This is a genomic window from Pelagibacterium limicola (genome assembly GCF_015694405.1).
Taxonomy (GTDB): domain Bacteria; phylum Pseudomonadota; class Alphaproteobacteria; order Rhizobiales; family Devosiaceae; genus Pelagibacterium; species Pelagibacterium limicola.
The window spans coordinates 279,486-291,827 of the sequence record NZ_JADQDB010000003.1 but is presented as its reverse complement, the minus strand read 5'-3'; the positions used below and the strand labels follow the sequence as shown (position 1 = coordinate 291,827).

The 12,342-nt window shown below is 61.6% G+C and carries 10 protein-coding genes; 4 read left to right on the top strand and 6 right to left on the bottom strand.

What is annotated here, in order from left to right; all coding sequences use genetic code 11:
* Window positions 1-205: 205 nt before the first annotated feature.
* The 4 genes from I2G20_RS07555 to I2G20_RS07540 all read left to right on the top strand — a co-directional run bounded on the left by I2G20_RS07555 (window position 206) and on the right by I2G20_RS07540 (window position 5,776).
* On the top strand, window positions 206-2,185 hold the full coding sequence (locus tag I2G20_RS07555) for a flagellin N-terminal helical domain-containing protein (protein WP_196259082.1): 1,980 nt from the start codon (window positions 206-208) through the stop codon (window positions 2,183-2,185).
* A 174-nt stretch (window positions 2,186-2,359) separates the two neighbouring features.
* Window positions 2,360-3,466 carry a carboxynorspermidine decarboxylase gene (locus I2G20_RS07550; RefSeq protein ID WP_196259081.1) on the top strand — a complete coding sequence of 369 codons (1,107 nt, stop codon included), beginning with the start codon at window positions 2,360-2,362 and terminating at the stop codon, window positions 3,464-3,466.
* 74 nt (window positions 3,467-3,540) lie between these two features.
* A complete protein-coding gene (locus I2G20_RS07545; protein WP_196259080.1) occupies window positions 3,541-4,827 on the top strand; it encodes a saccharopine dehydrogenase NADP-binding domain-containing protein in 1,287 nt (428 codons plus the stop codon).
* A gap of 139 nt (window positions 4,828-4,966) precedes the next feature.
* A complete protein-coding gene (locus I2G20_RS07540; protein ID WP_196259079.1) occupies window positions 4,967-5,776 on the top strand; it encodes an IclR family transcriptional regulator in 810 nt (269 codons plus the stop codon).
* On the opposite strand, the gene I2G20_RS07535 is transcribed toward I2G20_RS07540, so the two are convergent.
* From I2G20_RS07535 to uxuA, 6 genes are all read right to left on the bottom strand, one after another.
* Window positions 5,777-6,640 (bottom strand): SMP-30/gluconolactonase/LRE family protein, encoded by an 864-nt coding sequence (locus I2G20_RS07535; protein WP_196259078.1) that lies wholly within the window; start codon window positions 6,638-6,640, stop codon window positions 5,777-5,779.
* The gene (locus tag I2G20_RS07530; protein WP_196259077.1) at window positions 6,637-7,242 is read right to left on the bottom strand and encodes a 2-dehydro-3-deoxy-6-phosphogalactonate aldolase; all 606 of its coding nucleotides are present in this window, start codon (window positions 7,240-7,242) and stop codon (window positions 6,637-6,639) included. Before I2G20_RS07530 ends, I2G20_RS07535 begins: the two co-directional genes overlap by 4 nt.
* Window positions 7,239-8,156, bottom strand: coding sequence for a 2-dehydro-3-deoxygalactonokinase (locus I2G20_RS07525; RefSeq protein WP_196259076.1), 918 nt, complete (start codon window positions 8,154-8,156; stop codon window positions 7,239-7,241). Before I2G20_RS07525 ends, I2G20_RS07530 begins: the two co-directional genes overlap by 4 nt.
* Window positions 8,157-8,239: 83 nt before the next feature.
* The gene (locus I2G20_RS07520; protein ID WP_196259075.1) at window positions 8,240-9,712 is read right to left on the bottom strand and encodes a mannitol dehydrogenase family protein; all 1,473 of its coding nucleotides are present in this window, start codon (window positions 9,710-9,712) and stop codon (window positions 8,240-8,242) included.
* Entirely contained in the window at window positions 9,709-11,121 is a 1,413-nt protein-coding gene (uxaC, locus tag I2G20_RS07515) for a glucuronate isomerase (protein WP_196259074.1), read from the bottom strand. Before uxaC ends, I2G20_RS07520 begins: the two co-directional genes overlap by 4 nt.
* Window positions 11,118-12,335, bottom strand: coding sequence for a mannonate dehydratase (gene uxuA, locus I2G20_RS07510; RefSeq protein ID WP_196259073.1), 1,218 nt, complete (start codon window positions 12,333-12,335; stop codon window positions 11,118-11,120). The genes uxaC and uxuA overlap by 4 nt, the downstream gene beginning before the upstream one ends.
* Window positions 12,336-12,342 lie beyond the last annotated feature (7 nt).

Here is a 12,342-nt window from a genome sequence, read left to right as displayed (position 1 = left end):
TCTTTGCACCTTTCCTGGCTGCTCTCGCAATCGATGATTTGATCATCGGCGTTAACTCCATTTTAGCCGTGCACGAGCGATGGTGCCATTAACGACAACTGTCGGGCCTCGATTAACCAATCGTTAGAGCCCCTCGAAGCAGTGTCGCGCTCACGTCTCAGGAAGAGGCGTTTGTGAGGAGTTAATCCTAGAAAGGGATTTCGAAATGGCTGAAATCAATCTGTCCAAGGCCGTACGGTCTAACCTTCTTTCCCTCCAGAACACTGCGACCATGATGGCCAAGACCCAGGAACGCCTGGCGACCGGTCTCAAGGTCAACTCTGCGCTGGACAATCCCACCAACTTCTTCACGGCTTCCTCTCTCAAGAGCCGTGCCAGCGACCTTGGACTGTTGATGGACTCCGTGTCCAACGCCGTCCAGACGCTCGCCGCTGCCGACAAGGGCATCAAGGCGATCACCAAGCTGGTCGAATCCGCTCAGGCGACTGCCCGTCAAGCTCTCCAGACTTCGGCTACCATCTCCGAACCTGGCGTTGCCACGTCGGCCACGGTTACGGCCGGTGCGTTTAGCGCGGTTGACGTGTCGGGTGCATTCCAGGCAGGCCAGGCCGCTGAAGTGTCGGGAACCGGCTTCTCGTCCGTCGATCTCAGCAATGCGCCGACGTCTGCCGAATTGACCGGTAGCAACTTCGCCGATGTGGACGTGAGCACGGGTAGTGTTACGTTCGACCTCTCAGTCGATGGCGGATCAGCGGTCACCATTACGATCGATTCCGCAGCGGTCGCCGCCTACAATTCCGCGCACAGCACTTCGCTCGATGAGAACGCTCTGACGGCGCAAGACGTTGCCGACATGATCAATGATCAATTCGGCTCAACGGTCGCTACGGTCGATAACGGCGAATTGGTCTTGTCTTCCGGTACGTCGGGTTCGGGTTCCTCGATTGAGATCTCGAACTATGCGGATACCGCCAACGGTGGCCTGGTGGGTCTAGCGGACGGAACCGACGCCGGTGTCGCCGGCGATTCGATCACGTTCGATCTCGCTGTCAACGGTGGTTCGGCCCAGACGATCACGATCGACGCGGCCGTGGTCGCAGCCTACAATGCGGCCAATTCCACGACGCTCGACGCTTCCGCGTTGGGAGCCCAGGACATTGCGGATCTGATCAATGATCAGGCCGGCGCAACTGTTGCCAGCGTTGATGGTGGTGAGCTCGTATTGAGCGCTTCGTCCAGTTCGTCGGCACCGACGGTCGCGATCACCAACTACTCGGCCACGGTTTCGGGTGGTTCCACCGGCCTTGCTGACGGCAGCGATACCGGTACCGCCGATACGCCTGCCGATGCGATCAGCTTCTCGATCAGCATCAATGGTGGGTCTGCTACAAACGTCACGATCGATGCCGCTGCGGTCACTGCCTACAATACCGCAAACGGCACGACGTTCGATGCTGGTGCTCTCACGGCCGAGAACATCGCCGCCCTGATCAACGATCAAGTCGGCTCGAACGTAGCGTCCGTCACCACGGGCGGTGCACTTCAGTTTGCCTCGACCACCACGGGCACTACTTCCAACGTCACGATCACGGGCTATACGGCAGACGTGTCCGGCGGTTCCACCGGTATCGCCAACGCCAACCAGTCCGGTACCGCCGCCGGTGCGGCGACCGAGGTCGCCAATCCCAAGCGCGCCGAACTGGTCGAGCAGTACAATGAGCTGCTCTCCCAGATCAACGATCTGGCCAAGGACGCAAGCTTCAATGGCGTCAACCTGCTGAACGGCGACGAACTGCAGGTTATCTTCAACGAAGATGGCTCGTCCAAGCTGGACATCAGCGGCGTAACCTTCGATGCGACCGGCCTCGGTCTCGCCGAACTCGACGCCGATGCGTTCGACTCCAATACGGCCATCAACGAAATTCTCGGCACGCTCAAGTCCGGCGTCGAAACCTTGCGCACGCAGGCTTCGAAGTTTGGCTCGAACCTGTCGGTCGTTGAAACCCGCCAGAACTTCACCAAGGACATGATCAACGTGCTCGAAACGGGCGCCGCGAACCTGACCCTGGCAGACACCAACGAGGAAGCCGCTAACCTCCTCGCCCTGCAGACCCGCCAGCAGCTGTCTTCGACCGCTCTGTCGATGGCTTCGCAGGCCGATCAGGCAGTGCTCCGTCTGTTCTAAGAATAGGGACAGCAAGCTATCCGGAAAGGGCGGGCCAGGAGGCCCGCCCTTTTCATTTGTAAACCAACAAAAAAATCTCGCTTACAACCACTTGCACCCCCCGAGCAGTTTCTTTAAATCACCCCGGTCCACACCATCCGGCATATCCGCCGCAAGGAGGTTCGATCGCAAGAATTGACGCTACAGACGCCCTACTACCTGCTCGACAAATCGGTACTTCTCCGAAACCTGGAAAAAATATCGTATTTGCGTCAGGCATCCGGCGTAAAATGCGTGCTTGCGCTCAAGGCCTTTGCCACGTGGAGTGTGTTCGACATCATGCGCGAGCACATGGATGGGACCACCTCGTCATCGCTTAACGAAGTGAAGCTCGGGGCCGAGAAGTTCGGCGGGGAAACCCACGCCTATTCCGTAGCCTGGGCGGACCACGAGATCGATGAGGCGATCGCCAATTGTGACAAGATCATCTTCAATTCGGTGAACCAACTCCAGCGCTACGCGGACAAGGCTGAAGCGCTGGGCAAACCCGTGGGGTTGCGCCTCAATCCGGGCATTTCACATTCCCATTTCCTTCTCGCCGATCCCGCGCGCCCCTTCTCACGATTAGGTGAGTGGGACATGGAACGCGTCCGGCCGGTGCTCGACCGCATTTCGGGCGTGATGTTCCACTTCAATTGCGAGAATGACGAGTATGACAGCCTCGATGGGCTTTTGAAGCAGATCGAGGAGCGCTACACGGATATTCTCCATAGGATGAAATGGGTTAGCCTTGGCGGCGGAATCCGTTTCACCAACGAGAATTACCCCATCGACAAGCTCGCGCAGCGCCTCAAGGCGATGGGCGAGCGCTATGGGATACAGCTTTATCTCGAACCGGGCGAAGCCTCGGTGACCAAGTCGACGACCCTTGAAGTCACGGTTCTCGACACCATCTTCAACGGCAAGCATGTGGCAATCGTTGACTCGTCGACGGAAGCCCATATGCTGGACCTGCTGACGTATAGTGAATATACCAGCGTGGCCCCGAATACCGGGCCGTACACTTATATTGTCTGCGGCAAAACTTGCCTTGCCGGAGACATTTTTGGAGAGTTCCAGTTCGAGCATGAGCTCAAGGCAGGGGACAGGATTTCGTTCCTCGACGCCGGCGGCTACACCATGGTCAAGAAGAACTGGTTCAACGGGGTCCAGATGCCGTCAATTGCGGTTCGTCACCTGGACGGGCAGGTGGAACTCGTTCGCGAGTTCACGTTTGAGGACTACGCGCGGAGCCTGTCGTAACCTTGGGGTGAGATCCCGAATTCGGCAGAGTCGCGTAGATTGGTTCAACCTCTGAAATAGGTGTTACGTGCGAAGTGAAAAAGAACATTCTGATCATCGGTGCCGGAGGTGTGGCGCAGGTCGTCGCCCATAAAGCCGCAATGGCGAACGACGTGCTGGGGGATATCCATATCGCCTCCCGCACGCTATCGAAGTGCGAGGACATTGTTGCCAGTGTCCTTGAAAAGAAATCGCTCAAGAAACCCGGCGTGATCGAGGCCCATCGGCTCGATGCCCTCGATATTGAAGCAACCAAGGCTTTGATCGCGAAAACGCGGTCTCAAATCGTCATCAATGTCGGCTCCGCCTTCGTCAATATGTCGGTCCTCGAGGCCTGCATAGCGACAGGTGCTGCCTACATCGACACCGCCATCCACGAAGAGCCCAACAAGATTTGTGAGACGCCGCCCTGGTATGGCAATTACGAATGGAAGCGGCGCGAACGGTGCGAGAAGAACGGCGTTACCGCCATTCTCGGCGCAGGGTTCGATCCCGGCGTGGTCAATGCCTATGCGGCTCTGGCTGTGGACGAATATTTCGATACGGTAGAGAGCATCGATATCATCGATATCAACGCCGGTTCGCACGGCAAATATTTCGCCACGAACTTCGATCCCGAGATCAACTTCCGCGAATTCACCGGCCGCGTCTATTCGTGGCAGGAGGGCCAGTGGCAGACAAACAAGATGTTCGAAGTCAAGCGGACCGACGACCTGCCGGTCGTAGGCACGCAAACCGCATATCTGACCGGCCATGACGAGATCCATTCGCTCTCGCGCAATCTCGACGTGCCGAACATCCGGTTCTGGATGGGCTTCGGCGAGCATTACATCAACGTTTTCACGGTCTTGAAGAACCTTGGCCTGCTCTCCGAGCAGCCGGTCGTGACCGCCGAAGGCCTGGAAGTGGTGCCGCTCAAGGTGGTCAAGGCCGTACTGCCCGACCCGTCCTCGCTCGCGCCTGACTATACCGGCAAGACCTGCATCGGGAACCTTGTGAAAGGCACCCGGGACGGCGAGGACCGCGAGGTCTTCATCTATAACGTAGCCGACCACGAGGACGCCTATACCGAAGTGGGCTCGCAGGGCATTTCCTATACAGCCGGCGTTCCGCCGGTCGTCGCCGCAATTCTCATTGCCAAGGGCATCTGGGATGTCCGCAGGATGGTCAATGTCGAGGAACTGCCCCCGCAGCCTTTCCTCGACCTCCTCAACAGGATGGGTCTCCAGACCTCCATCCGCGATGAGAACGGCGACCGTGACCTCTCCTTCGAGGGTTGGGAGGAAAAGCCAGCCGCTGGAAAGACAGCCGCCCGTCGCTGACGGGGCCCGACGATCGCCAGACGCCCGTGCCGAAAGGCGCGGGCGTCTTGCTTTTTCGGCAATGGCCTTGCGACCGCACCCGGCCTACATGGCTTCATCGATATGCCGGAAGGCGGTATAGTCGGGAAGGGGCAGGCGGATGGACATCAAGATGGGCGCAGAGGCCGAAAAGCGATCGGGCACAGTGCAATCGGTCGAGCGAGCACTGGCTATCCTGTCGGTACTCGGCGACGACGAGGACGGCTGCCGCCTGACTGACGTTGCGCAGCGGACCGGGCTCTCCATTTCAACGGTCCATAGGCTCCTCACCACCCTCGAGCAGCATCGCTTCGTTCAGTTCGACCGCTCGGACGGCATGTGGCACGTGGGGCGCGCTGCGTTCCGTGTCGGATCCGCCTTCGTGCGCCAGCGCAACTTCGTTGCCCCCGCACTTCCCGTTTTACGCCGCCTGCGGGACCAGACCCGTGAAACCGCAAATCTCGGCGTGGTCGAGGAGGGCGAGGTGGTCGTGCTCACCCAGGTCGAAAGCCGCGAAATCATGCGCGCGATCACAAGGGTGGGGGGCAGGGCGCCCATGGTGTCCTCTGGCATGGGCAAGGCGATCCTTGCGACTTACCGCGAGAACGACGTCGACGCGCTCATCCGACGCTACGGCATGCGCAAGCTGACCGAAAAGGCGATTACCGTGCCTTCGATGCTCAAGACCGACCTCGAGGAAACCCGCAAACGGGGCTATGCCTTCGACGATGAGGAATATGTCGTGGGTCTACGCTGCGTAGCGGCCGTGGTTTATAACCACCAGGCTGAGGCCCTGTGCGCGATCTCCATCTCGGGCCTCGCGGCCCGGGTCACCGATGACCGGGTGGAGCGCCTCGGAATTCTCGTTGCCGACGCCGCGCGCGAACTGACCGGCATCGTCGGGGGCACGATGCCGGGCGCCAACAGCTGACTACAGGTGTACCTGGTATTCCGGCATTCCGCGCGCCACGCCGCGGGCGTGGAACACCATGCCGCTTTCGGAGAATTTGGCGATTGTCTCGATGTCCATGTTTTCGCGCGCCGTCGTGGCAAAGAGCGTCGAGAAATCCTCTCCGCCGAACGCCGGGCAGGTAACCTGCGGTACGGAAATGGACATGTCCCTTACGAACGTTCCTTGGGCATCATAGGCCGCGACGCGGGACCCTCCCCACTGCGCGATCCAGACCAGCCCGTCGGCGTCGATGACCGCGCCATCAGGGCTCACGTTCTGGGAAGAGAAATCGATATAGATCTCCGGCTCGCCCGCGGGCCAGCCGGATTCCGCATCCAGTGCCACCCGCATTACTTTTTTGGAGCGCGTATCCCCGAAATAGGCGTAGGAGCGGTCATGTGCAAAACAGGTCGCGTTGGGAATCGAGATCGATCCAAAAAGCCTGCGCACTTCCCCGCGATAGTAACGGTAAAAGGCGCCCGCACCATCCTCATGGGTCTTGCTCATCGTGCCGATCCAGAACCCGCCCCATGGGTCGGCACGGCCATCGTTGGACCGCATGGTGGGATCGTTAGCTTCGATATCGGCTATCCTCGTCCGGTTGCCTGAAGCGATATCAAACCGGTGGAGGCCTGTTTCGGTCGCGAGAAGCAAAGCATCCTCGTCGATCCAGCCCGCTGCCGAACCATACTCTCCGAGCTCCCACGACCTGGCGCCATCTGGGTCGCGCGTATGGAGCTTTTTGCCCAGAATATCGAACCAGAACAGCTGTTTGCGCACAGGGTGCCAGAGGGGGCCTTCAGCCAGCGTCGATACCCGGTTGTCGTAGACTGTCGCGTTCATGTCATCGTCCTGTCATAGGCAGCGACGATTTCGCGTGCCCTGGTTTGCACCTCGTTGACGCTCATGCCTGGCGTGAAGACCGCCGTGCCGATGCCGAATCCGACAGCACCCGCGTCGCGCCACTCGGAAAAATTGTCCGGGCCGACGCCGCCCACGGCATAGACCTCGCATTGGGGCGGCAATACGGCCTTGAGTGCCGCCAGCCCCTTGGCGCCCATCGTAAAGGCCGGGAATATCTTGAGCCCGTCTGCGCCGGCCGCAAGCGCGGAAAAGCACTCGGTGGCCGTGAAAACGCCGGGGAACGAAGCCAGCCCCAGCGCCTTGGTGCGCCGGATAACCTCGGGGTTGCAATTGGGCGAAACGATGAGCTTTCCGCCTGACTCGGCAACCACCGCAACCTCCTCGGCCGTCAGCACCGTCCCCGCGCCGATCAAGGCATCCCTGCCGAACGAATCGGCCATGCGCCGGATGCTTTTGAGCGGCTCGGGCGAGTTTAGCGGCACTTCGATCCGGTCGATCCCGGCCGCAATCAGCGCCTCGGTAACGGCCAGCGATTCATCGGGCTTGAGCCCCCGCAGGATGGCTATCAGCTTGCGGCTCATCGCGTTCCCCCTTGCAGTTGCCGGTAGGCGGAAACGAGCCCGGCCAGCGTCATCGCATCCCCATCGGCGAGTTGAGCCTCGCCCCCAAGCATCTCTAATGCCTCGGCATAACGGCCGCCAATACCCTTCGCCCCGATAATGACCACCGGAACGCCCGTCCACAGCGTCCGTGTCGCCGCAAGCTCCATGCCGAGCAGGAGACCCGACAGTCGCGCTCGCGCGGCCTCCGGCGCCAGCCCGTGCACAAGCCCCTCGGCTCGCAGGCGGAACAGCCCGGCAATCGCGGTCTCCGGCGCCTCGGCGCTCACCCGGAGCGCAGCTGCGAAACTGACCGCGTGCCATCCATCGGTGCCGACGCTGTGTCTCAACACGGACTGCCCCGAAAGCAGCGCAAACAACTCGCCCGTCATGAACGTCGTGAAGCCGATCACCTTGCCATCGGCGACTCGCGCCCATTTGCTGTGCGTGCCAGGCAGGCAGACAAGGCCGGAAAATTCAGGATTCTGCGCCAGATACCCGGCGATCTGCGTTTCCTCCCCGCGCATCACATCGGCAGGCTCCGCCTGCATCAGGCCGGGAAGGATGGAAACGCGGATGCGACTGTCGGTACCTGACACCGCCAAGGCGCCGTCCCCGGCCGGCGTGCAGGGCACCGCACGATACGCGGCTTCCTTCCAGCCCTGCCGGGCACCCACCATGCCGCAGGCGACGACGTCTGTAGTCCGATCCGGTGAAAGCCAGTCCTCGACAAGCGAGAGCAACGCGCCCTGAAATTCGTCCTGCTTGAGCCGTCCCATTCCGGCGTCGGAGTCTTTCATCGCAAGGGCCGAACCGCCCTTGTCGATTGCCCAGGCGCGGAGATTCGATGTTCCCCAATCCACAGCAATCCAATCGGGTGCACCCGTCCCCCCCATGCGGCCGTACCTCCAAGCAAAACCGGTGCGGAACCTACACTGTCGATGCCGGAGATAAAAGCGCGATCGGCAAAATTACCTGATTATATTAGCTCGGCTTTCACAGCCGCCCGTGGGCCTTCTTCGAGGAACCGCCCAAGCGCCAGTAACACCAGATCATTCCAGTCTGAATCTGACTTGAGCTCCTGCGGAACAAGGCCCGGCAACCCAAGAAGAGCAGCGGCAATCCCCTCCGCGGATCCATCGGCACCGGCCAATGCAGCAGCGATCTCGGCCTCGCGCGGATCGCGCAGGGCATAGGTCTCGCCATCCGGTTTGACGCCCCGTGCGTATGCCATCCATGCGGCGGTCGCAAAGGCGAACGGCGCGAGCGATTGTTTGCGTTCCCTGGCTGTCAGCGCCGCCTCGAATATGCGCGGCGGCAGCTTCTGCGTGCCATCCATTGCAATCCGATAGGTCTCATCGGCCATCGCCCGGTTGGAAAAGCGCCCGAACAGGTCGTTGGCATAGAGCGCGAGATCGATCCCGGGCACAGGCGGCAACGTGTCTGCCGCCGCATGGACGTGCCTGCGGACGAGCGCTGCGAGATCGGGATCGTCCATCACGTCGCGGACATAGCGGTGCCCAAGCAGGAACCCGGTATAGGCGAGAAGAGAATGTGCGCCGTTGAGCATCCGCAACTTCATCAATTCGAATGGGGCGACGTCTTCGACAAACAGCGCCCCGCCAGCCTCCCAATTCGGACGCCCAGCGCAAAACGCGTCTTCGATGACCCATTGAACGAAGGGCTCGGCCTCGGTCGCCGCTCGATCTTCGACACCGAGGATTCGGGCGACGTCGGTAAAGGTTTCTTCCCGCGTAACCGGGGTGATCCGGTCCACCATCGTCGAGGGAAAAGTCACGGTCTGTGCGATCCACGCCGCCAAGTCGGGATCGATCCGCTCCGCCATGTCGAGCACCAGCGTGCGGATGACCTCGCCGTTATGGGGAAGGTTGTCGCAACTGAGCACCGTGAACGGACCGGTGCCTGCGTCGCGGCGTTGCTGGAGCGCTGCGGTGATAATCCCCACCGCGCTCGCCGGCCGTGCCAGCGTCCCGTTCAGATCGGCGGCAATCGCGGGATCGGAAAGGTCGAGCCTGCCAGTCTTGCGGTCCAGCCCGTACCCCTTTTCGGTTATCGTGAGGCTCACGATCCGCGTCGATTGCGCCGTTAAGAGCGTCATCAGGTGTTCGTGCTGCTCGGGCGCGAAGACGACACCCGCAACCGACCCCACGATCCGGGGCTTTGGCGCATCTGCCGCCCGCTCGACCAGCGTATAAAGCCCGTTCTGAGGGTTAAGCTGCTCGGCCACCGCGCGCGACCGCAGGCTTACGCCCATGATGCGCCAGTCCCCACCGCCCGCCGCGAGCGCCTCGTCGGTATAGACGCCGATATGCGAACGCATGAACGCGCCTGCGCCCAGATGGACGATCCCGATTCCATGCTCCTGGGGCGCATAGGACGGCAGGGTAACCTTGGCGGGCTCCAGGCCTTCGAGCGTTGAAAGCCGCGTCATGGCAGATTGTACGCCCTTTTTGCCGCGTCGTAGCTGAGATGGGCAGCCAACACCTCGGCTGTATCGCGCGAGACGCGATGCTCGCTCACCAGTAGCGCCAGAAACCGGCACACCTCTCGCCGCCATACATCGTGCCGCGCGGGGATCGACAGCAGCGCCCGCGTATCGTCGTTGAACCCGGCAAGGTTATAGAACCCTGCCGTTTCGTGCATGGTATCGAGATAGCGCCGGATGCCGTTCGGGCTGTCGTGGAACCACCAGGGCGGCCCGATAATCACCGATGGCCAATACCCCGCCAGCGGCGCCAGTTCACGCGCATAGGTGCTCTCGTCGAGCGTGAAGAGGATCAGGCGGAAATTCTCTGCACTCCCGAACCGCGCCAAAAGAGGCCGCAGGCCGTTGACGTAATCGGCCCGGCAAGGAATGTCGGCACCCAGGTTCGGGCCGTAGCCGGCCAGAAGTGCCGGATCGAGGTTGCGCTGTACGCCGGCATGGATCTGCATGACCATTCCGTCCTCGGCCGCGAGACCTGCCATCTCGGTCATCATCTGGCCCCGGAACTGTTCGGCTTCGGCCGACGTGATTGTTCCGCGGAGCGCCTTGTCGAGCAGTGCCTGCTTCTCGTACTCAGCAAGGTCCACCGTCAGTGCCGAAGGCACGCCGTGGTCGCTCGCAGTCGCACCGTACTCCCGGAAAAACGCCCGTCGCACCGCATGCGCCCGGATCAGCCCCGCCCATGTGCTGGTCTCTTCGTCCGTCAGTTCGCCGAGCCGGGCGAGGTTGGCGGCAAAACCGGGAACGTCGGGGTCGGTCACGTCGTCGGGCCGGTAGGTCGTGCGGATGCGGCCGATCAGGCCCTTCTCCTTGAGCTTCTTGTGATGCTCCAGCGTATCGAGGGCGAATTCGGTCGTGGCGATGACCTCGACCTTTGCTCGGTCGAGCACCGCCATCGGACGCAGGGCAGGGGTCTTCAGCCCTGCATCGATCGTGTCGTAGACCGTGTCGGCCGTCTCTGCCGAAAGCGGAACGGAGATGCCGAAGAACATCGCGAGCGAATGTTCGACCCAGAGTTGCGACGGCGTGCCCGCGAAAAGGTGCCAGTTGGCACAGAAGAGCCGCCAGGCCTCGCGCCCTTCTACGAGCGGTTTTCCGCCCCGGCGTACCACTCCGAGCCTGTCGTAGTTGATCCCTGCGCTGCGCAGCATGCGTAACACATAGTGATCAGGCGTCAGGAACAGGCTTGCGGGATCGGAGAACGGCGTATCGTTCGCGAACCATGACGGATCGGTATGCCCATGCGGTGAAACGATCGGCAGGTCCGCTACGCCCTCATAAAGCGCGCGCGCAACCGAGCGCACCTGCGGATCGGCCGGAAACAGCCGGTCTTGATGCAGAAATTCGGCGTTCATCGGGCAAGTCCCAGCGTGTCGTGCTCAAGCGCGCGCATGACGCCACGCAATTCCGCCAACCCCTTGAGCCGACCGATGGTCGGGTACCCCGGCTGCGCCTGCCGGTTGAGGTCGTCGATGATGTCCTGTCCGTGGTCCGGGCGCATCGGGATAGTATGATCCGCGCGTCCCTCGGCTTTACGCCGTGCCTCCTCGCGGATGATCGCGGCGATCAGCGCCACCATGTCGGTGTTGCCGTTGAGGTGTTCGTCCTCGTAGAACGAACCGGCAATGGCATCGCTCTCGCGCTTGACGTTGCGCAGATGCAGGAAGTGCACCTTCGGTCCCAGCCGCTCCATCATGCCCGGCAGGTCGTTGTCGGGCCGTGCCCCCAACGAGCCCGAACACAGCGTCACGCCATTCGCCGGGCTGTTCACGGCTTCGAGTATGCGCACATAGTCAGCTTCCGTGGACATGATCCGTGGCAGGCCGAGAAGCGCGAAAGGGGGATCGTCCGGATGGCAGCACATGCGAAGCCCGAGCTTTTCCGCGACCGGGACGACCTCGGAGAGGAAATCGATGAAGTGAGCGCGCAAGCGGTCTGGCGAGATGGCGCCGTACTGGGCTAGATGCTCGCGCACGCCGTCCAACGTCAGGCTTTCCGCCGCGCCGGGCAGCCCTGCCGTGATGTTGGACGTTAGCGTTGCGCGCCGTTCGTTGCTCATTTCCGAAAGACGCCGGCGTGCCTCCTCGACCACTTCGGGCGAAAAATCTTCCGCCGCGCCGGGGCGCTCGAGGATATGGATGTCAAAGACGGCAAAATCGACGACGTCGAACCGCATGCACGTCCCCCCGTGCGCCACGCGGAACGCGAGGTCGGTCCGTGTCCAGTCCAGCACCGGCATGAAGTTGTAGCAGATTGTCTCGATGCCGGAGGCGGCAACGTTTTCGAGGCTGAACTTGTAATTGGCGATGTGCGTGCGCCACTCGCCGGTCTGCTTCTTGATGTCCTCCGAGACCGGCAGACTCTCGATCACCTCCCAGGCGATGCCCGAGGGCGCGCCTTTGCTCGTATGCGCGACCTCATCCTGCCGCTTTGCGATCTCGTCCTGTGTCCAGACCTCGCCCGTCGGCACGTGGTGCAGCGCGGAAACCACGCCCTCCGCACCGGCCTGCACGACGTCCTCGATTTTCGTCAGGTCCCGGGGTCCGAACCAGCGCCACGTCTGCCGCATCTAGATA